We start from the raw sequence: 18,761 nt of genomic DNA, 5'->3' as shown, positions 1-18,761 counted from the left end.
TTTAGGGGATTTTGGATACTATATTATTCATCAATTTATTTTTAGTGGTGTTGTTGATCGTGTTGACGGCGTTCTTCGTCGGATCGGAATTCGCTGTCGTCAAAGTGCGGATGTCGCGTTTGGATCAGATGATCCAGGAAGGCAATAAAAGTGCGGTCCTTGCGAAAAAAATCGCCGGTGATCTTGATTATTACTTGTCTGCCTGTCAGCTCGGTATTACCGTCACGGCACTCGGTCTTGGGGCACTTGGAGAACCGACAGTCGAAAAGATCTTGCATCCGGTCTTCGATGACTTCGGGATCTCTGCTGCTGTTTCAACACTCTTGTCGTTTGGTATCGCATTTGTATCCGTAACGTTCTTACACGTCGTCATCGGCGAACTTGCTCCGAAGACACTCGCGATTCAGTATGCAGAACGCATGACATTGTTATTTGCTCGTCCGCTGTATGTGTTCGGGAAGATCATGTATCCGTTCATCTGGTTACTCAACGGTTCAGCACGCCTGTTCCTCGGTCTGTTCGGTGTCAAACCAGCAGGACATGAACAAGCCCACTCAGAAGATGAATTGAAAATCATCATGGCGCAAAGTTTCCAAAGTGGTGAAATCAATCAGACGGAACTTGCTCTCATGCAGAACGTCTTCGCCTTTGACGAGCATATTGTCAAAGACTTAATGGTTCCACGAATGCGGATGGAGACGATCTCGGAACGTTTGACGAAGAATGAACTGATGGAAATCTTCATGGATAATCCGTATACGCGTTATCCGGTCACAGAAGAGAACGATAAAGACCGGATTCTTGGATACGTCAACGTCAAGGAAGTCTTGACGGATTTTGCGAACGGGAACGAACATCCGGTGACACATTACGTCAAGGAACTACCGGTCGTTTCTGAAGTAACATCACTTCAAGACACATTGCGGAAGATGAAACGGACCCGGACACACCTCGTACTCGTCGTCGATGAATATGGTGGAACAGCAGGACTCGTCTCGATGGAAGACTTACTCGAAGAAATCGTCGGCGAAATCCGTGATGAATTCGATGCAGATGAAGTCGAAGAAATCGAACAAATCAAATCTGACGAATTTTTACTGGACGGTACTGTATTACTCGTGGATTTAGAAGAACGTTTCAACATTCGATTTACGAACGTCGAGGACGTGGATACGATTGGCGGCTGGATTCAGATGCACAACATTGATCTTCAACCCGGTGAGCACATCGATACACCAGACTTTTCGGTTGAAGTAATGGAGATGGAGAACTATCAAATCAATCGCGTCAAGATTTGGTTGCATCCAGCTGAACAAGTAGAAGCAGAAGGATAAGATGGTCGGTTCCTCATCGAGGAGCCGATTTTTTTATATCACATCAGTCAAAAAATTAAGAACTTGCGGATTGTGTGAACTTTCAGCGGTCATGATAGGAGAATGATGGAGTGAGCGGGAATGTAATCTACAACTACCGTATTGTCGATTCGCGTCCTATGAAACGAGGAGGTATTCCGTGCTTGATCAGATTCCATTCTTACTGAGTCGTTTAGGTATGTTAGCACTGTTAGCCTTTCTATTGTCCCAGTGGCGCATTTCTCGATACATATTCAAGATGGACCGCGGGATGAATGTACCACTTCTTTTAGCATTCGTATCATCTGGTATTTTAATGAACTATGCGGGAATCGTGCTTTCGAATGATACAACGATCGATCCGTTACTCGGGTTATCCGTCAAAAAGGATGCTTTATTACTTGATACACGTTTAGCAGTCATCGTGACGAGCGGTCTGATCGGTGGACCAATCGTCGGTGGGATCACAGGATGTCTAGTCGGGTTGCACCGCTATTTACTCGGTTCTCTAGGGGCAGAAGCAGGTTGGATCATTGCGATGGTAGCTGGGCTCGTGAGTGGATGGTACCGGAAACGTTGGCGTTTACGGGATGACTATGCCTTGATTCCACCAGTCGGCATCGTCTTAGCCGCATTGTTCTTTGAAAGTGGAATCACGTTGTTGCTGGCTCCAGACACGACGCAGGCACTTGATTTAATCAGTCATGCGGTATTTCCGCTATTGTTCGCGAACACATGTGGTGTCGTCCTGTTTATCATGATTTTACGAACGCAACTTCGACTCGAAGGTGATCTCTTCGTCCGACAAACGGAGCGTTCTGATCGGTTATTACAAGCGTTGCAACCCTTACGAAAGCAGGGATTGACGTCAGAAGTCGCCCGACAAATCGGAGTGACATTATTAAAGGAAACGAAAATGCAACGTGTCGTCTTGCTCGGAGCGACGGAAGTCGTCATTGATATGACGGAACAGCAACCTGCAGTCTGTGGTGAGCAACCAAGACGTGAGGAACAACAATGGATTGAGGCAGAAGAACCCGTCCGACAAGAAGATGAACTGACGGGACAGATTCTAAGCTTTCATCCAATACGCATCAACGGTCAAAAGGCGGGTGTCATCTGTTATTTCTCGAAAGATCTATTTGATGATACGGTCGAGCGAATGACGGAACAACTTGTCCGTTTATTAGCACGAGAGTTGCACATGCACCGAGAAGAGCAGTTGCTCCGATTAAGCGGTAGAAAGATGAAACCTATGTTACACGTCAGTTATCTCAAAGGCATCATCGAAGAAATTCAGCGGACAGCCGATCCCGGAACTCCTGTAAAACATCAATTGAATGCGTTGCTTCAACTTTTGACGACAGCGACGCGGCACGATGAACATCCACTGCGTGAGGAACTAGCGACGCTAAAAGCTTATCTATCGCTCGAAGGTACACGCCGCCGTCCGAATCAATTGACATCCGCTGATATCACGGTCGATCTCGACATCGAGACTTCCGTTGAGGAATACTTCGTTTTCCCGTTCCTCGTGACACAGCTTGTCGATAATGCACTACGTCACGCGTTCGTAAAGGCAGGACGGCATCACCGGATTGATGTCCGCGCCTTTAAGTCGACGACGGGTTGGGTCATCGAAGTCGCAGACAATGGGCAAGGAATGCCGTTTGCTGTGATGCAACAACTGGATCAAAAAGAATCAGGTGATTCGAATCTGTTCTTGATTCGACGCGCACTGGAGGTGACATATGGTCCGGCTGCGTCACTACGCGTCTATTCCATTATCCATCAAGGAACACGAATCGAAGTCCGGCTACCTTTTCCATCGTCTTGACGACAGTGGCACTTTGCTACTGTTGTTTTTTTGTGTTGCTTCAAGGGTAAATAGGAAAACAGCAAAACGTATTGTACAGGAGGAAGCAGATGATGATTACGACAACAGAAGTGGGTCAACTAGGAGATCAGTACTTGTTACGGTTCACGTTAGAGAATGTTCATGGACATAGTGTCGATATCTTGAACCGAGGAGCAAAAATTCTTGCGATACGGGTTCCAGATCAGCAAGGGATGATTGAAAACGTCGTACTCGCATTTGATGACCTGTCAGAATACCAGGATGATCCACACCATTTAGGCGCAACGATCGGACGTGTCGGAGGACGAATCGCGAACGGAGCGTTCGCGCTCGAAGGAATGACGTATGTACTTGAACAAAATGAAGGCGAGCATCATCTTCACGGGGGAAGCGAGAATTGGGCGAACCGGATGTTCACGCACGAAATCAACGATAACCGACTTGTCCTACGATTAGATAGTCCGAATGGAGAGAACGGCTACCCAGGTCACTTATCGTTTGAGTTGACCTTCGAATGGACAGACGAGAACGTCCTGCATGTTCATTATGAAGCGGAGACGACGGCCTCGACACCGTTCAGTCCGACGAATCATACGTACTTTAACTTGACGGGTGAAGCAAAAACGACGATCGAACAGCATCTGTTACGAATGGATGCACCTTTTTATGTTCCGTTGACGAAAGATGCCGTACCGACCGGTGACATTCTCCCGGTAACAGACACCGTCTTTGATTTTTCGGAAGCTCGTCCGCTACATGAAGTGACACACGCATCAGACGAACAACTACGTCAAGCAGGTAGTGGTGTCGATCACCCCTTTTTACTCAGAGAGGGCGGGGAAATCGTTCTCGACGAACCAATCAGTGGTAGACGTTTGCGCGTCGTGACGGATCAACCGGGAGTTGTCGTTTACACCGCTAATCACTTGTCAGGCGAGTTCACGATTTGTGGAAGACGAGCAACGCCATACCTTGGCATCTGTTTTGAGACACAAGGGTTGCCGGATGCGATCAACCAACCGAATTTTCCTTCCGTCGTCTTACATGCCGGCAAACACTATCATAAGCGCACATCGTTTCATTTTCAGATGATGTCATGACGTTTCTTGCGATTTCCACTTCTGTATATGGTAGGATAAAGCGAGAAGAATCTAACGGAGGCTAAGGAAAATGACTAAAATAGCATGGGTGACCGATAGTATGGCCTATTTCACGAAGGAAGAGGCAGAAGCGATCGGCGTCAATGTCGTGCCGATTCAAATTTTACTTGGTGATACGGCGTATCAAGAGAATGCCATTACGGTCGAGCGTCTGTTTCGTGCTCTGGATGCGGACAAAAAGCTGATTGCAAAAACTTCACAACCGATCTTTGGTGAGTTCGTCGGGACATACGAACGGCTAAAAGAAGAAGGATATGACTGCGCGATTGCAGTACATTGTACGAATGGCTTATCAAGTACCGTTCAAAGCTCAGCATCAGCAGCGGAAGCGGCAAGCTTCCCGGTTCATATCATCGATTCCCATACCGCGTTCGAAAACCAACAGGAATTCATTCGTTACGGAATGGAACTTGAGGCACAGGGGAAATCGGTCGAAGAAATCGTTGCGGCGTTACAAGCATTGACGAAAAAGACCCACTTTTATATGATCGTCGGTAATATGGAGACGATGCGTCGCGGTGGACGTGTCTCGTCAGGAGACCTGTTCCTTGCGAACTTACTCAGCATCAAACCGATCATCACGACGGATGAAGCGGGAAAAGTCGTACCATTCAAAAAAGCGCGTTCTCTTAAGAAAGCCTACATCGAGATGGTCAAACAAATCGATGAGTCGATGCGTCAACACACGTTCTATAAGAACCGAATATATGTTGCGACGACGATGGCACCCGAAATGGCAGCAGAACTGCGCCAACAGGTCGCAGCGAAATTCCCGGATCTGACGATTCTTGAAGGCACGTTCGGACCGGCAATTGGGACACATGCCGGAGCAGAGACGGTCGGTCTGTTCTGGATGAATGACTAAACCTACATGTATATCAAAAATGAGGCGACGGACAATCCGTCGCCTCATTTTTGTTCAAGCTGTAAGTGTGATCCCACAGAATGCTGCGAGAATTCCAAAACCGTAGCTTGAGACGAGGTACAGAGCGAGTACTTTTCGGTTTCCATCTTGCAGAAGCTGTAACGTTTCAATCTTAAACGTCGAGAACGTCGTAAACGATCCGAGGAAGCCGGTACCAAGCAGTAACGTCCAAGTCGTATCGAGATGTGAACCGATGACGAGACCAAGCAAAAATGAGCCGAGTACGTTAATGAGGAATGTGGCTAGTGGGAATTCACGTTTCCACATCGTCTTGATCCATTGACTGACAGCAAAACGACTGATGGCTCCACAAAAAGCACCGATGGCAAGGGCGAGTAATTCCATTCACTCACGTCCTTTCGTCACGTGCCGCAATCGTCTTGTTCCAAGCGCGTAACCAAGATAAGACAGGAACAGACCGCCGAACAGGCTGACGAGTACGTAGAGAAACGCATCCGCTAAATGACGTTCGTTAAATAAGGTCACAGTCTCGACGCTGAATGTCGAAAATGTCGTGAATGAGCCGATGAAGCCCGTTCCAATGGCTGTAATCGCATATTGATGCAAGAGTTTCGTTCGAAATAGGAAGTGTGTCGCATAGCCGAGCAGAAAGCTACCGATCAAGTTGATCGCAAGCGTGGGCCACGGGAAAGGACCGGCCGTAAAGTCGCCAATCAGCAGTCCGAGTCCATAACGTGCAGAGGCACCGAGAATACCTGCGAGACCTACGAGTACATAGAGCATAGGAATCCTCTTTTCTGAAAAAAGTCTACGTTAAACGTACTCCTGGTTTTAAGAAAGCGTCAAGAAAAAAAGTCATCCGAGGGACTTAACGATTGAATTCTTTCTGCCGATGAACAATTGTATGACTTTACTATGATGAAGGAGTTTGAACAAGATGGTATCTGCCCTCGAGCAACAAAGTACAAAGATTTTATCCCGTCTGATTGCAACGTTGATTACAATTGCGCATCCGTTGATTTTCGTATTTGCCCAAATGAATTACGTTCCCATCAGTGTGTTCTATCAGTTTTTAGTCGGTGGTCTGATCTTGACGGTCGCGTTGCTGGTCGGCAACCGCCTCCTCGGACATCGTCCGAGTGGGAAATATGTTCAAGTGACATTAACGTATCTCGTCCTCGCCTTGGTTTTGACGACATTACCGTCCCTAAGTATCTGGACGATTGCTTATCTTTATTTGACGATTTCGATCGTCTATTTGATTCCGCGTCTCGTCGTTCTGGCTGGGATCTTCGGACTACTTGAAATGGCGTTATTCACAGCCAACGGTACGATTGTTTTTACGAACACATTTGACTTGATCGTCGCATATGTCATCTACTTGATGATCTTCTCAGCGGCTGTCTTCGTTGCCGTCTTCGGACGGAACGTCATGCTGGCAGTCCGCCAAGAACAGGAACGGTCGGAAGCTTACGCGGCAACATCGCAAGTCGCCCTTGAGCAAACGGCAGCAACGGCAACGGAAGTGACGACGTTCACAGAAGAGATGAGTGAGACGGTCGACGCGGCGAAGGATTCCTTCAGTCAGGTCGATCTAGCGATGCAACAGCTGGCAAGTGAAGCGGCAGGCAGCGTCCAAGCGATTCGTGAAATCCGTCAACTGAACGAACAACAAGTTAACCGGATGCAAGAGGTAACGGTATCAGTCGACCGTGCGCTCGAGCGGAGTTCGTCATCGCGGACAACAGCTGAACAAAGCAGGCAGACGATCGGTCTTGCCGGACAATCGCTGCAACAATTGACGACAAGCATGGATGAATCGGTCACGTCATTCGGACAGCTCGCTGGGCGTTTCCAGGAAATCGTCGCGATCACGTCGAGCATCAATGCGATTGCGGCTCAGACAAACTTGCTCAGTCTCAATGCTTCCATTGAAGCAGCTCGCGCGGGTGAGTTCGGAAAAGGCTTCACGGTCGTTGCGCAAGAAATTCGCAACCTGTCAGCACAGACGGCAGAAGCGTCAAAAGAAATCAATGCGATTATCGAACGTGTTGATCAGGACGTCACACAAACCGGCAACTCGATTCATGCCAGTACGACCTTGTTACGTGAGCAGGAAGAACGGATGGCAGAGAGTCAGTTGGCGCTGCAAACGATTGAAACGGATGCGACCGAAGTCGTCGGTTCGATCCAGTCGGCGCAGATCCAATTCGCGACGATGACGAGCAGTCTTACTGCTATCACGACAGCAACCGGTCAACTCGACAGGTTCATGAATGCTTTGCTCGCGCAAAGTGAGTCATTATCAGGTCTGACACGTCATCAAGTCGGACAGGTCATGGAACTGCAACAGGCGATTCATGCCTTGAACGAGACGGCGTCTACCCTTCAGCAAACGAATCGTTAACGAAACAGCTCCTCATTGATCAGTGGGGAGCTGTTGTCTATTCTCAGACTGTTTGTTGGTGGAACGGACGGGGAAGAAGATAGGGAATGATTATCGAAGGAGGAGTCAACGGATGAAAGCAGCTTACATTGAACAGTATGGTGGATCGGAACAATTTAAGATCGGAGAACTGGAAAAGCCGGTCATCGGACCAGATGATGTTTTAATTGAAGTCTATGCCGCGAGCGTAAATCCGGTCGACTGGAAGTTACGAGAGGGGTACTTGCGTCAGATGTTGAGCTACGAAATGCCGCTCGTTATCGGTTGGGATGTTGCTGGCGTGATTCAGGAAGTCGGAGAAAGCGTCTCGGATCTTCAAGTCGGGGACGCCGTCTTCAGTCGTCCAGAAATCGCTCGTCAAGGGACCTATGCGGAGTATGTCGCAGTTGATGCACATCTTGTCGTGAAAAAACCAGAATCGCTCAGTTTCGCAGAAGCAGCGTCTCTTCCGCTCGTCTCGCATACAGCGTGGCAGGTCATGTTCGAAGTGATGGATGCGAAGCCAGGTGATCGGATCTTCATTGGTGCCGGATCAGGGGGCGTCGGAACGGTTGCGATCCAACTTGCGAAAGCGAACGGGTTGTACGTCATTACGTCGACGAGTACAAAAAACGTCGATTGGGTAAAAGCACTTGGAGCCGACGAAGTCATCGACTACAAACAAGAAAATCCAGCCGACCGTGTCCGGGACGTCGATTTTGTCTTTGACACGATGGGCGGAGACAAGCAAGGAGAGCTCTATCAGATGCTGAAACCAAATGGGATGCTTGTTTCGATTTCCACACCACCCGATGAGGAGCAAGCGAAACAACACAATGCCCGTTCGGCCTACGTTTTCATGCAACCGACCGGTGAGCGTTTGCAACATATCGCTAAAGCCGTCGAGCGAGGCGAATTGCAGCCTGTCGTCGATCGAATCTTTGATCTCGACCACATCAAGGAAGCGCACGATTATGGCGAAGAAGGGCATGCGAAAGGAAAAATCGTCATCCGGGTCAAAGGAGAATAAGGAGAAAAGAGCGCTGAAATCAGCGCTCTTTTTTTGTGTCCTGTCAATCTATTTTTCATACCTAAAACAAAAAATAACCTGGTTAAAAAAGTGTGAAGGGTAAAAGATTACTTCTTCCTATACTAAGGCTATCAGACGTGAGTCAGGCAAATTAAAAGGAGGAAGTAACATGAAAAAAGGATTGAAGTGGACGGGAATCATCGTAATCGGAGCAGTCATCCTTGGAAATCTAGGAGATGACGAAGAACAAGCAGCACCGGAGAAAAAAGTAGAAGTCGAACAAGAAGCAGTCCAATCAGAAGCAAAACCAGTGAAGGCTAAAGCTGTCGCAAAACCTGTCAAGAAAACCTACGGCATCAATGATCGGGTGAAAGTCGGTAAATTGACGTACGTCGTCAATGACGTCAAGATGGTCGATACGTTATCAAACGTCCTTGGCGAAAAGAAAACGTCAGGACAATTCTTGGTCATCGATCTGACGATTCTAAATGGAGACAAGGAAGAACGGTTCGTTGATAGCAACATGTTTAAAGTCAATGTCGGCGATACCGAGTATTCAGCCGATACGGAACTCGATCTCTATGCGAATGAAGACGGCATGGGCTTCTTCCTAGAGACGATCAACCCGAATATCGAAAAAACCGGCAACATCGTCTTTGAATTACCGAAACAGGTCAAAAATCCGAAGCTTGAAGTCTCATCCGGTTTTGGCTGGGCAGGTGGACAATCAAAAGAGATTCAATTGACACGATGATAGGTGAGCAGACAAAGGAGTAGCAGGCAAATGCCTGCTACTCCTTTGTTGTTATCGTTTTACTTGTTGCATCGATAGTTCATGCGTTAATCGATCGAGTAAGTCGAGTGTTTCGGGATGCGTGACGAGCGTCCGATCGAGTGTCTTCCGTTCAGTCTCTAGACATGCCAGATAACGTTGAGCCGCTTCAGCATGCGTTGCGGGTGTCAAGACTTCATAGATTGATTCAAGAGAAAGGCGTGGACCGTCAGGCAATGTCGTCGGAATCGTCTTTAATCCGAGCTGCGCCCGATCTGGAGTATGGTGATGAAGCAAGACTTTCGCGAACTTGATCAAGGCGCTCCGGAGCATCTCGACTGCCCATAAGTCGTTTCCCCGTGCCGCTGCTTTTTTGTATTGGAATAAAAACCAGACGGCATCAATCGCTTCATCGGTCGCTTCTTGTGCGGAAAGCGTCAAGTCGCAAGTATCCGTAAAGTCCGTCAATTGCTGTTTTGGATCGTACAGGACACGTAATTGATCCTTATGGTTTAGCGAATCAAGCGTCACCGTGAATAAATCGATATGTAACAAATCATCATAGACGACAATCATCTGTGGTGCGATGATGTCGATCTCATCTTTCCAGATGATGGGGCGATAAACAGAGAGGTGGGACAGTCGACGTGATAAAAATTTCGTTTGGCGTTCTTTCGAGACGAGACAGTACAGATCGATGTCTGAATGAACATCTTCTTCTCCTCGTCCGAAGGATCCTTTCAAGAAGATGGCTTCGACTGCAGGATCTTGTTTGAGCCGAGCGACGAGTTGCTCGATTGCATGGAGTTGATGCATGAGGACTCATTCCTTTCCGAAAACAGAAGTCTATTAGGTTAGTATACGGGGGAATAGACAGTTTATTCCATACAAAAATGAGAAATCACATCGAAATGGATTTCTCATTGGGAGGCAGAAGCTACTTTTTCTTTATTTTCAAGATGAATGACGTGCTGTTCGCCCCATGCATTGATGGCGTCAAGAACCGGGATAAGTGTCCGACCGTAATCCGTCAGCGAATACTCAACGCGTGGCGGGACTTCTTGGTAAATCTCGCGATGCACGATATCGTTTAGTTCGAGCTCGCGCAATTGAGCTGTCAGCATCTTTTGCGTAATGTTCGGCAATTGTCGTTTCAATTCACTGAAGCGGAGCGTTCCGTGTGTGATCAAGACGAGTAAAATCGACGGTTTCCATTTTCCGGTCAAGATTTCGAGTGCGGTCTCGACTCGACAGCTTGGTGTCTCTTCCATCGGTCTTCCTCCTTCATGGTATCGTTTAGGATACTATACCACTTATTCGTGCCTACTTCCGCTTCCATCACTTCCGCGTAATAATAGAGGTACAAGATATTTCATTGAAGGAGGAAACAACATGTCGATTCACCCACAGATTACACTCGGTCCCGTTCGTTTACGCGTCACCGATCTTGACCGTTCCGTTTCATTTTATACAGCATCCCTCGGATTACGTATACTGACACAAACGGATCAGCTAACGGTTCTTGGCGCACAAGGTACACCACTCGTTGAGCTCGAAGTTCATCCGAATGCCCGCCGTTTCCCACCGAACTCGGTTGCTGGGTTATACCATTTTGCGATTTTGCTACCGAACCGAAAAGAACTCGGTTTCGTCATCCGTAATTTGATCGAACAAGGGATTGAGATTGGTCAAGGTGACCATCTTGTCAGTGAAGCCTTTTATCTATCAGATCCGGATGGGAACGGGATCGAGATTTATGCCGATCGTCCACGTGAGACATGGACGTATGAAGCAAATGGAGATGTTAAGATGACGACCGATCCTGTCGATTGGCAAAGTATGCTCGTCGAAGCTGGAGAAGAAGACTGGTATGGTATGCCGGCCGAGACGGTCATGGGACATGTCCATTTCCACGTCAAGACACTCGAAGCAGCGCGGACATTTTATGTCGACACGCTCGGCTTTGAGGTTGCGGCTGACGCTTCGCGGATGCGTGCGTTGTTCGTCGCTGCTGGCGGTTACCATCATCACATCGGTCTGAACGTCTGGTCGGGAGTTGACGCACCGACGAATCCGGAAGATGCGGTCGGACTTGTCTACTGGACGCTGCGTTATCCGGATCAAGCGACGCTCCGAGCAGCAATCGAGACGTTGAAGTCTTCTGCTTATACCGTTACGGATCAAGCAGATGCTGTCTATGTCACCGATGATGCTGGAATCACTGCTCGATTGACAACATAACTGAAATAATCCCTTTGCAGAGAAAAATCTGCAAGGGGATTTTTTGTTTTATCGTGAAGATGACGTTGCATTACCGTCATACCGGCTGATCAGCTCATACGGTCTGACTTTATATAAGGCATGCGGGAAGTAGTGCGGATCCATGGCATCAAGCGTCCGCAACTGGAAATGATCCCGTTTGATGTATTCACTCAGCGAGTCACGTGTCAGCGGGAAGAAGCCGACATCTGTTGTTTCACCTTCTTGTGTCGCAAGTTCACCACCGACCGCTTTTCCGCGGAAGCAGACGCACAGGACGTGACTCGAGATGTTTTGATAGATACCGGTAATTCCATCGATTGTGACATCAATCCCGGTTTCTTCTTTGACTTCTCGTTTGATCGCGTCAAGAATCGACTCATGATTTTCGACTTGTCCACCCGGCATCTCATACGTATCACCCCGGTGGAGGTTGCGAACGAGCAGGACTTCACCGGCATCGTTCGTGATGTACGCGGTCACACTGACGATGGCACGAGGAGGAGCGTACGTACCGGTCGCCGTCATGAAGTCTTCATACGACTTGATATAGAGATTTTTGCCGAGTCGGGCACGTTTTTTCATCGCTTCACGGCGTAAGGCACTGTTTCGGACATCACGATCGACTTGTTCGTAATGTTCACGGTCGCGGTATTCCCAGATAGCGATAACTTCATCTTCTGCTTCCGTCACCCAGCGACCAACGAGACGGGCACCATGACTGACTTGAAGCGGATACAGGTAGGTATGAAAAAACTCAGTGAATTCTTCTAGGCGTTCGGGACGAATCGTATAGGTCTTCCGGCGATGCAACATGGAAATTCCTCCTATCAGATGAGCGTTCGGATGTACGTTATACCCCTTCTCGAACGGATGGAGGAAACCCTTTTTCTCGATGTGGGAAAAGGATGTTTTATTAAACGATTGCGTATACATGTCATTCGGTCTAAGTGACTTTAAATCATCGATGATGATCTCTTTTGATCAGAAAAGTATAACTAAAGAAGAACTTAAGAAATGGATAGGGCTCAACTTCAGAAAAATCGGGGATACTGAATATAGAGAGAAACAGAAAGTAGGGATACGTGATGGATATCATGGCACTCGTCCGCCTGGCTGGCGGAATCATGTTCACCCCATTGTCGGACGATGTCTTGATGATGAGTTTTGCAGCACTTCGATTACGAGAGGGGATGTACCCGGTCGTCATCTGGCTGACCGCTTGGCCGGTCTTCTTCATCGCCTTTACCTGGTTTTATCTACTTGCTCGGTTCTTCCGTGAGATTCCGCTCGTCAAACGCTGGATGAAATCACGTTTCTTAGAACGAGCAGAAGCAATCATAGAACGACGCGGGTTATGGGCAATCGGACTATCGTTCTTCTTACCCGGCGTCAGACATCCGATTCATTATGTCGCCGGACTTCTCGGTTATCCGTTACCGCGTTATTTAGTGATGACGTTCTTAGCAGCAGGCGTGTATACAGGACTCTGGACTTTTTTGATCGTCCGGATCGGAGAAGCTGTGACGTGGTCGGAACTGTGGAACTGGCTACAGGTGAATCCTGGTGTCATTGGATCAATCATCGTGATCCTCATTGGAGCAGCGGTCATCGGAATCGTCCATCATCATCGTCAAAAGCAAGCGTTAGAAGAAGAGTCCTCGATGTAAATCACATATAAAACGGCGAATCCGATAATGGATTCGCTTTTTAGGTTAAAGTTTGGTTTTATGAATAAGGATAGTTTTTTGAAATAAGAAGTAATCTACAAAAAAAGTGAAATCATTGTCAAAAAATGACGCACATCACTTCTTAAAAGCTACCTGATTTACACACTGGATTGGCAATTTATCGTCACAAGCCAGTGCGTGGAAATGGATTGTAACCGCTTATACTAAAAGGTGTTCACAGAGTGGACATATTTTCTGTCGAAGGAGGATACATATGAATCTCATGCAGACGGAAGAGACGGTCAAAAAAGCACCGACTTCTTCTGCTTACCGGACGATTTGGCGGTGGCACTTTTATGCTGGTATCATTTTTGCACCGTTCCTCGTCATGCTTGCCGTGACAGGATCGATCTATCTATTTAAGCCGCAAATCGAAAACGTCCTGTATCAATCGTATTATGAAGTTACACCAAAAGCGGATCGCATCACGGCGACGGAACAAATCAATCGCGTCAAAGCGAAGTATCCGGACGCGCTCGTTACGTCATACCGACCGGGTGAATCGGACGATCGATCCAGTGAAGTGAACATCTCGTCACCTAAGATGTCGGCGACAGTCTTCGTCGATCCGTACTCCGGGAAAATCATCGGAACATTATCGGACGACGATCGAATCATGAACAAAATTGAAGAAATTCATGGAGAACTGATGGCAGGAACGACCGGTGACCGGATTGTCGAACTCGTTGCCTGTTGGGCAATCGTCTTGATCGTGACAGGATTATTCTTGTGGTTCCCGCGTAAGCAAAAGGGGCTGTCAGGTGTTTTGTTCCCACGTCTTCGTCAAGGCAAGAAGTTATTTCGTCGTGACCTCCACGCCGTTCCGGCATTCTGGATCACAGCAGGAATGTTATTCCTCATCCTGACAGGTCTTCCGTGGTCTGGCTTCTGGGGGACGAACTTCCAGTCACTCGTCACGAACCAAGGTCTTGGTTATCCACCGTCCATCTGGGGTGGGGAAGCACCGAAGTCAACTCTTCAAACGAAGGATATCGCAGAAGTCCCGTGGGCTGCCGAAACACTTGATGTCCCGCAATCAAAAGTCGAAGGAGCCGTCCCGGCTTCGATTGATGACATCGTTGCAATCGGCAAACAACAAGGGATGGATCCAAGCTTTAAGATCAGTATTCCAAGTGATCCGAGCGGTGTCTATACGCTGTCTGCGTATCCAGCGAAAGCACAGAATGAAGCGACGATCCATCTCGATCAATATTCCGGTGCCGTGCTCGCCGACTATCGTTATGACAACTATGGTATCGTCGGAAAGATCGTCGCGACCGGGATCACACTCCACAAGGGAACGGAATTCGGCTGGTTCAATCAGTTAATTAGTCTGTTGATTTGTCTCGGAATCATTCTCGTGGCAGTCAGTGGTTTCTATCTCTGGCTGAAGCGAAAACCAAGTAAAGGGATGGGGGCGCCGAAAGGACCGAAAGCATTCATGTTGAAAGGATTCCTCGCTGTGCTTGTCGTGCTGGGAATCGTCTTCCCGCTCGTCGGTCTATCGTTGCTCGTCGTCTGGCTGGTCGATTTCCTCGTCATCCGTCGTATTCCGAGTGTAAGGAGGTTCTTCAATGCGTAAATCGATGCAAACATTCGTGCTTGGTGGACTGCTCGTCACGACGACGAGTCTTGCCGGCTGCGCCGTTGATTCTGATGCGGCGGAGCAGTACGCCGTCGTTCATCCGTTATCGATTAAAATGAATATCCCAAAAGACGTACAACCGGACGCAAAGAAAAAGCAAACGTTCGAAGCGACGGTTTGGCGTGAAGCGAAACCGGCTCAAAAAGTCGACTATGTCCACTTCGAAATCTGGAAAGCAGACGGAACAGTCCGCTATAGTATGGAACCGGCAGAAGAGACGAAGCCGGGTGTCTACACGATTGCGAAGACATTACCGAAATCCGGCTTGTATTATGTCAAAGCGCATGCGAGCAGTGAAGGTGCGATGATCATGCCGACACGGCAATTCATCGTCGGAAAACTGTCGGCCCAGGATTTAAAAATCTTACAAGGTGGAGCAAAACCCGCTGGTGGAAGTAGCGGTCACCATCATTAATAGGAGTATGAAAAAAGAGAGAGCGGAATTTTCCGTTCTCTCTTTGTGTATTGAGGATCAATCATCATCACCGTGACCACCATGATCATCGCCATGATCATCGGAATCGTCATCGCCTTCATCCCCAGAATCATCCGATGCACCATCGTCATCCGCGTGTTCATCTTCCGATTCAAGCTCTTGTCCATTGTAGAACTTGACTTGGACTTGTAATGTTTTAATGTTTGGCAATTGAAGTGCCTGAGCTACTAACGTTAATAATTCCTCTTCCGTCATCGATGGCGTGACGAGAAGGCGGTCTTTTAACGTCGCGACATCAGTGATGCCAATCTCATCTTTAAAACGGAGTTCTTTCCGTTGGTGTTCATTACTGTAGCGCCACTCGAACTTTTTCTTGTTCGTATCCGTTACTTTAATCATGATCCGTATCTTCCTGATCATCTCGTGTTCCATCCTGATCGCTATCGGCTTTTGTTGGATCAGAACCGAGTTCAAACTCATCTTCGTTGATAAGCGTATCTCGATCCCGCTCTTCTTCATTGTCTTTGATGCCATCACGATCGGAATCCTTTTTCAATGGTTGCGTACCGACGATGAACTCTTCCCGTGTCGTCAATCGATCCTGATCTTGGTCTTCTTTATCATCAGAAATGCCATCTTGATCAGAATCCTTTTTCAATGGGTTCAGATGCGCTGTGTATTCTTGTTGGTTTGTAAGAGAGTCGTAGTCCGCATCCTCTTTCCCATCCTTGATTCCGTCACGATCCGAATCTGATTTTGTTGGGTTGAGGCGAAGTTGATACTCTTGTGCATTCGTTAGACCATCGCGATCGTGATCTTTTGTTGCGACTTGTTTTCCATATCCCAAATGATATTGTTTTTGCCAAGCATCCGGGATGCCATTTTTGTCTCGATCGACTTGCACGACAGATTTTTTCTTCGATTTACTTTTTGCTTCGACCGGTCCGACTGCTTGCGAGACGACGAGGGAAGCGAGCAATGCACCAATGACGGTTCGTTTCATGATTCCACTCCTGTTCTAAAAAATAAAAGATGCGGTTATAAGAAGATTCTAATGAATTGATTAGAAAATAAGTCAGCTGTTTCGTGAAATGAGTAAATAAAAACTAAAAATAATGAAAGTACTACATAAGTTTATTTCTGATTAAAAAATATTTTAAATAAAAAATGTAAAAAGATAAAACCATTTATGAACTCCTTACGTTATCTGTGTGAAGTCCAAAAAATCAAAGGGGTGTTCATAAGATGAAGATGAAAAAGTCGTATCTCGCTGTTCCGCTAAGTGCCGCATTGTTGATTCCAGCAGCAGGTGTCAGTGCACATGGTCATGAGGACCATAGTAAGATGTCTCACAGTTCAGGAAAAGTCTCACTAGATGTCTCCTCTCCAGCATCGGATCTGCGAGCGACACTCGATCAAATTCTATCTGAACACGCATATCTCGCAGTCGTCGCGATGCAAAAAGGAATTGATGGTAAAAAAGATTTTGAACAAGCAGCAGGCGCATTGAATCAAAATACGGATGATTTAGCGGCAGCTGTCGGTTCTGTCTACGGTGACGATGCAGGAAAAGCGTTTAAAGATATCTGGTCGAGCCACATCGGTTACTTCGTCGATTACGTCAAAGCGACTGGAGCAAAAGATGAAGATGCTAAACAAAAAGCATTGAAAGATTTGGATGAGTACCGTGTCGAGCAGGCTGCATTCCTTGATAAAGCAACAGGCGGGCGATTGAAAGCAGCAGATCTCGAAGAAGGGCTCAAAGTCCATATCACGCAATTGTTAACATCGTTTGATAGTTACGTTGCTGGTGATTATGACGCTGCCTACAGCAATCTACGTGAAGCAATCGAGCATATGTATATGGTCGGAGAAGGATTATCTGGTGCGATCGTTGATCAGTATCCGGATAAATTCAAAAATACGAAAGTCGATACACCAGCAGCCGATCTTCGTGCCGGGCTCAACCGGAACTTCTCAGAGCACGCAGCGCTTGCGGTGCTCGCGATGCAAAAAGGAATTGACGGTGCAAAGGACTTTGACGCGGCAGCCGGTGCCTTGAGTCAAAATACAGATGATTTGTCGGCTTCAATCGGTTCCGTTTACGGCAGTGAAGCAGCACAACAATTCAAGAAAATCTGGTCGAGCCATATCGGCTACTTCGTCGACTACGTCAAAGCAACAGGTGCAAAAGACGATCAAGCACGCGACATGGCTGTAAAAGAACTCGATGAGTACCGTGTCGAACAAGCAGCATTCCTCGATGCTGCAACGGAAGGACGCTTAAAAGCAAAAGATTTGGAAGAAGGACTGAAGGTCCACATCGACCAACTCTTACTCGCCTTCAATAGCTACAATGAAAAAGATTACGACAAAGCGTACCCCGCGATTCGCGAAGCGTACGCGCATATGTACGGCGTAGGGGAAGGAACAGCGACAGCAATCGTCAATCAGTTCCCAGATAAATTCAAAGGTGCACCATCTGGTATGCCGAACACAGGTCTCGGTGGTATGCAAGCAGCATCATCGGCGACAGGTATCGTGTGGTCATTGCTTGGTATTGCCGCAGCATCGATCCTTGGATTGTTCGCACTCCGTCGTCGCCCGCAACAATAAAGGACGACCCGCTGGAAACAGCGGGTTTTCTTATACACATCAAGCAGAAAGGAGGTAAACGACATGCGTATCATCCGATTTGCACTTCTATTTCTGATTTGTCTATTGCCTATATCGGTCGAAGCACACACGAGTCTTAAAAGTTCCAATCCGGCAGAGGATTCGGCATTACCTGAACCTGTCGATCGGATCCGCTTGACGTTTAGTGAGGCTGTCGAAAAGACGAGTACCTTACGTGTAGTGGACGCGAACGGTGTCGAACAATCGCTTGCGAAACCGCTCATCATCGGGAATGAACTCAGTGCCGTCGTCTCGAAACCATTGAAAAAAGGACAGTACACGATTAAATGGGCATCGATTTCAGATGATGGTCATCCGGTCAAAGGGACGATTCGTTTTACAGTACTGGGTACGGAAAAAACTGAGGCGAAGACAGTTGAAAAGGCGGAGCCGATGGAAACAAAGGCAGCGGTCGTCCCAGAAGCTGAGCCTGTTTCAAAAGGACTCGTTCCGACGCTACTTCCTTGGATTGTTGGTGGATTATTAGTCAGCATCGTCTTACTTCTCTTATTCCGTCGTCGTTCGATATGAG

The 18,761-nt window shown here is 47.6% G+C and carries 20 protein-coding genes; 13 read left to right on the top strand and 7 right to left on the bottom strand.

Features of this window, described 5'->3' with window-relative positions:
• Positions 1 to 11 precede the first annotated feature (11 nt).
• From B3S86_RS00970 to B3S86_RS00955, 4 genes are all read left to right on the top strand, one after another.
• The gene (locus B3S86_RS00970) at positions 12 to 1,334 is read left to right on the top strand and encodes a hemolysin family protein (RefSeq protein ID WP_056064026.1); all 1,323 of its coding nucleotides are present in this window, start codon (positions 12 to 14) and stop codon (positions 1,332 to 1,334) included.
• 178 nt (positions 1,335 to 1,512) lie between these two features.
• Positions 1,513 to 3,189: a LytS/YhcK type 5TM receptor domain-containing protein gene (locus B3S86_RS00965; protein WP_290748237.1), complete on the top strand. Its 1,677-nt coding sequence runs from the start codon at positions 1,513 to 1,515 to the stop codon at positions 3,187 to 3,189.
• Between the two features lie 89 nt (positions 3,190 to 3,278).
• Positions 3,279 to 4,310: an aldose epimerase family protein gene (locus B3S86_RS00960; protein WP_290748235.1), complete on the top strand. Its 1,032-nt coding sequence runs from the start codon at positions 3,279 to 3,281 to the stop codon at positions 4,308 to 4,310.
• A 70-nt stretch (positions 4,311 to 4,380) separates the two neighbouring features.
• Positions 4,381 to 5,235, top strand: a complete 855-nt coding sequence (locus B3S86_RS00955) for a DegV family protein (protein WP_035411284.1) — start codon at positions 4,381 to 4,383, stop codon at positions 5,233 to 5,235.
• A gap of 54 nt (positions 5,236 to 5,289) precedes the next feature.
• Here the strand turns inward: B3S86_RS00955 and crcB (B3S86_RS00950) are convergent, their stop codons facing one another.
• A complete protein-coding gene (gene crcB, locus B3S86_RS00950) occupies positions 5,290 to 5,640 on the bottom strand; it encodes a fluoride efflux transporter CrcB (protein WP_290748232.1) in 351 nt (116 codons plus the stop codon).
• Positions 5,641 to 6,039, bottom strand: coding sequence for a fluoride efflux transporter CrcB (gene crcB, locus B3S86_RS00945; RefSeq protein WP_290748229.1), 399 nt, complete (start codon positions 6,037 to 6,039; stop codon positions 5,641 to 5,643). It abuts the gene before it with no gap.
• A gap of 154 nt (positions 6,040 to 6,193) precedes the next feature.
• Here crcB (B3S86_RS00945) and B3S86_RS00940 point away from each other — a divergent pair, with 154 nt between their 5' ends.
• The 3 genes from B3S86_RS00940 to B3S86_RS00930 all read left to right on the top strand — a co-directional run bounded on the left by B3S86_RS00940 (position 6,194) and on the right by B3S86_RS00930 (position 9,465).
• Entirely contained in the window at positions 6,194 to 7,663 is a 1,470-nt protein-coding gene (locus B3S86_RS00940) for a methyl-accepting chemotaxis protein (RefSeq protein WP_290748227.1), read from the top strand.
• A gap of 112 nt (positions 7,664 to 7,775) precedes the next feature.
• A complete protein-coding gene (locus B3S86_RS00935; RefSeq protein ID WP_290748224.1) occupies positions 7,776 to 8,711 on the top strand; it encodes an NADP-dependent oxidoreductase in 936 nt (311 codons plus the stop codon).
• A gap of 169 nt (positions 8,712 to 8,880) precedes the next feature.
• The gene (locus tag B3S86_RS00930) at positions 8,881 to 9,465 is read left to right on the top strand and encodes a DUF4352 domain-containing protein (RefSeq protein WP_290748221.1); all 585 of its coding nucleotides are present in this window, start codon (positions 8,881 to 8,883) and stop codon (positions 9,463 to 9,465) included.
• A 51-nt stretch (positions 9,466 to 9,516) separates the two neighbouring features.
• On the opposite strand, the gene B3S86_RS00925 is transcribed toward B3S86_RS00930, so the two are convergent.
• A complete protein-coding gene (locus B3S86_RS00925) occupies positions 9,517 to 10,299 on the bottom strand; it encodes a nucleotidyltransferase domain-containing protein (protein ID WP_035411273.1) in 783 nt (260 codons plus the stop codon).
• A 104-nt stretch (positions 10,300 to 10,403) separates the two neighbouring features.
• Positions 10,404 to 10,754, bottom strand: coding sequence for a winged helix-turn-helix transcriptional regulator (locus tag B3S86_RS00920; RefSeq protein ID WP_035411270.1), 351 nt, complete (start codon positions 10,752 to 10,754; stop codon positions 10,404 to 10,406).
• 121 nt (positions 10,755 to 10,875) lie between these two features.
• Here B3S86_RS00920 and B3S86_RS00915 point away from each other — a divergent pair, with 121 nt between their 5' ends.
• Positions 10,876 to 11,724, top strand: a complete 849-nt coding sequence (locus tag B3S86_RS00915; RefSeq protein ID WP_035411267.1) for a VOC family protein — start codon at positions 10,876 to 10,878, stop codon at positions 11,722 to 11,724.
• 48 nt (positions 11,725 to 11,772) lie between these two features.
• On the opposite strand, the gene B3S86_RS00910 is transcribed toward B3S86_RS00915, so the two are convergent.
• Positions 11,773 to 12,558, bottom strand: a complete 786-nt coding sequence (locus B3S86_RS00910) for an NUDIX domain-containing protein (protein ID WP_290748216.1) — start codon at positions 12,556 to 12,558, stop codon at positions 11,773 to 11,775.
• A gap of 272 nt (positions 12,559 to 12,830) precedes the next feature.
• On the opposite strand from B3S86_RS00910, the gene B3S86_RS00905 reads away from it, so the two are divergent.
• The 3 genes from B3S86_RS00905 to B3S86_RS00895 all read left to right on the top strand — a co-directional run bounded on the left by B3S86_RS00905 (position 12,831) and on the right by B3S86_RS00895 (position 15,532).
• Positions 12,831 to 13,412 carry a DedA family protein gene (locus tag B3S86_RS00905; protein WP_290748215.1) on the top strand — a complete coding sequence of 194 codons (582 nt, stop codon included), beginning with the start codon at positions 12,831 to 12,833 and terminating at the stop codon, positions 13,410 to 13,412.
• A 274-nt stretch (positions 13,413 to 13,686) separates the two neighbouring features.
• Positions 13,687 to 15,054, top strand: coding sequence for a PepSY-associated TM helix domain-containing protein (locus tag B3S86_RS00900; protein ID WP_290748213.1), 1,368 nt, complete (start codon positions 13,687 to 13,689; stop codon positions 15,052 to 15,054).
• A complete protein-coding gene (locus B3S86_RS00895) occupies positions 15,047 to 15,532 on the top strand; it encodes a FixH family protein (RefSeq protein WP_035411256.1) in 486 nt (161 codons plus the stop codon). The genes B3S86_RS00900 and B3S86_RS00895 overlap by 8 nt, the downstream gene beginning before the upstream one ends.
• A 57-nt stretch (positions 15,533 to 15,589) precedes the next feature.
• Here B3S86_RS00895 and B3S86_RS00890 read toward each other — a convergent pair whose 3' ends face one another.
• Positions 15,590 to 15,952, bottom strand: coding sequence for a hypothetical protein (locus B3S86_RS00890; protein WP_290748208.1), 363 nt, complete (start codon positions 15,950 to 15,952; stop codon positions 15,590 to 15,592).
• Positions 15,945 to 16,556, bottom strand: coding sequence for a hypothetical protein (locus B3S86_RS00885; protein ID WP_290748205.1), 612 nt, complete (start codon positions 16,554 to 16,556; stop codon positions 15,945 to 15,947). The genes B3S86_RS00890 and B3S86_RS00885 overlap by 8 nt, the downstream gene beginning before the upstream one ends.
• Positions 16,557 to 16,798: 242 nt before the next feature.
• Here B3S86_RS00885 and B3S86_RS00880 point away from each other — a divergent pair, with 242 nt between their 5' ends.
• A complete protein-coding gene (locus B3S86_RS00880) occupies positions 16,799 to 18,169 on the top strand; it encodes a copper amine oxidase (RefSeq protein ID WP_290748202.1) in 1,371 nt (456 codons plus the stop codon).
• Positions 18,170 to 18,232: 63 nt separating this feature from the next.
• A complete protein-coding gene (locus B3S86_RS00875; RefSeq protein ID WP_290748199.1) occupies positions 18,233 to 18,760 on the top strand; it encodes a copper resistance CopC family protein in 528 nt (175 codons plus the stop codon).
• Position 18,761 lies beyond the last annotated feature (1 nt).

It is taken from the genome of Exiguobacterium sp. UBA3968 (genome assembly GCF_002385115.1).
Lineage (GTDB): Bacteria > Bacillota > Bacilli > Exiguobacteriales > Exiguobacteriaceae > Exiguobacterium_A.
Note: the sequence above shows the minus strand (reverse complement) of the source record. Positions and strands in the feature narration are given on the sequence as shown.

Excerpts from the sequence above, each read along its gene's own strand:
- B3S86_RS00960 (WP_290748235.1), top strand. The coding sequence starts at position 3,279 with ATGATGATTACGACAACAGAAGTGGGTCAACTAGGAGATCAGTACTTG.
- B3S86_RS00955 (WP_035411284.1), top strand. The coding sequence starts at position 4,381 with ATGACTAAAATAGCATGGGTGACCGATAGTATGGCCTATTTCACGAAG.
- crcB (WP_290748232.1), bottom strand. The coding sequence starts at position 5,640 with ATGGAATTACTCGCCCTTGCCATCGGTGCTTTTTGTGGAGCCATCAGT.
- crcB (WP_290748229.1), bottom strand. The coding sequence starts at position 6,039 with ATGCTCTATGTACTCGTAGGTCTCGCAGGTATTCTCGGTGCCTCTGCA.
- B3S86_RS00940 (WP_290748227.1), top strand. The coding sequence starts at position 6,194 with ATGGTATCTGCCCTCGAGCAACAAAGTACAAAGATTTTATCCCGTCTG.
- B3S86_RS00935 (WP_290748224.1), top strand. The coding sequence starts at position 7,776 with ATGAAAGCAGCTTACATTGAACAGTATGGTGGATCGGAACAATTTAAG.
- B3S86_RS00930 (WP_290748221.1), top strand. The coding sequence starts at position 8,881 with ATGAAAAAAGGATTGAAGTGGACGGGAATCATCGTAATCGGAGCAGTC.
- B3S86_RS00925 (WP_035411273.1), bottom strand. The coding sequence starts at position 10,299 with ATGCATCAACTCCATGCAATCGAGCAACTCGTCGCTCGGCTCAAACAA.
- B3S86_RS00920 (WP_035411270.1), bottom strand. The coding sequence starts at position 10,754 with ATGGAAGAGACACCAAGCTGTCGAGTCGAGACCGCACTCGAAATCTTG.
- B3S86_RS00915 (WP_035411267.1), top strand. The coding sequence starts at position 10,876 with ATGTCGATTCACCCACAGATTACACTCGGTCCCGTTCGTTTACGCGTC.
- B3S86_RS00910 (WP_290748216.1), bottom strand. The coding sequence starts at position 12,558 with ATGTTGCATCGCCGGAAGACCTATACGATTCGTCCCGAACGCCTAGAA.
- B3S86_RS00905 (WP_290748215.1), top strand. The coding sequence starts at position 12,831 with ATGGATATCATGGCACTCGTCCGCCTGGCTGGCGGAATCATGTTCACC.
- B3S86_RS00900 (WP_290748213.1), top strand. The coding sequence starts at position 13,687 with ATGAATCTCATGCAGACGGAAGAGACGGTCAAAAAAGCACCGACTTCT.
- B3S86_RS00895 (WP_035411256.1), top strand. The coding sequence starts at position 15,047 with ATGCGTAAATCGATGCAAACATTCGTGCTTGGTGGACTGCTCGTCACG.
- B3S86_RS00890 (WP_290748208.1), bottom strand. The coding sequence starts at position 15,952 with ATGATTAAAGTAACGGATACGAACAAGAAAAAGTTCGAGTGGCGCTAC.
- B3S86_RS00885 (WP_290748205.1), bottom strand. The coding sequence starts at position 16,556 with ATGAAACGAACCGTCATTGGTGCATTGCTCGCTTCCCTCGTCGTCTCG.
- B3S86_RS00880 (WP_290748202.1), top strand. The coding sequence starts at position 16,799 with ATGAAGATGAAAAAGTCGTATCTCGCTGTTCCGCTAAGTGCCGCATTG.
- B3S86_RS00875 (WP_290748199.1), top strand. The coding sequence starts at position 18,233 with ATGCGTATCATCCGATTTGCACTTCTATTTCTGATTTGTCTATTGCCT.